This is a genomic window from Arthrobacter alkaliphilus (genome assembly GCF_021483235.1).
In the GTDB taxonomy this organism is placed as follows: Bacteria; Actinomycetota; Actinomycetes; order Actinomycetales; family Micrococcaceae; genus Arthrobacter; species Arthrobacter alkaliphilus.
In genome coordinates this window covers 1-326 of sequence record NZ_JAKEEC010000078.1, presented here as the reverse complement: position 1 = coordinate 326, position 326 = coordinate 1, and the positions used below count along the sequence as shown (strand labels likewise).

The 326-nt window shown below is 71.5% G+C and carries 1 protein-coding gene; it reads right to left on the bottom strand.

All coding sequences use genetic code 11. From position 1 onward, the window contains the following. Positions 1 to 326 (bottom strand): putative Ig domain-containing protein (locus L0B83_RS19650; protein ID WP_234760244.1); only part of this gene is annotated, 326 nt, incomplete at both ends.

Here is a 326-nt window from a genome sequence, read left to right as displayed (position 1 = left end):
GCCGGGACCTGGACGGTCCGGGTGCTCGCGGTCAGGACGGCACACGCGGTGCCGGCGCATCCGGCCGGCATCGTGGTGGGGACATTCAAGATCCTGGTCGCTGTGGCCTGGGTGCCGGCGGCGTCCGTGGCAGTGAGCGTGACCGTGGTGGTCCCGGTGTTGGCGGGGATCCCGGCCAGTGCGCCGTCCGGGGTGAGTGTCAGTCCGGAGGGCAGCCCGGTCGCTGTCCAGGTGACGGGCTGGGTACCGCCGGTTGCCGTGACCTGCTCAAGGTACCGGGCGCCCGCCACACCGTCATGCAGCACTCCATCGCTGATCACCAGAGG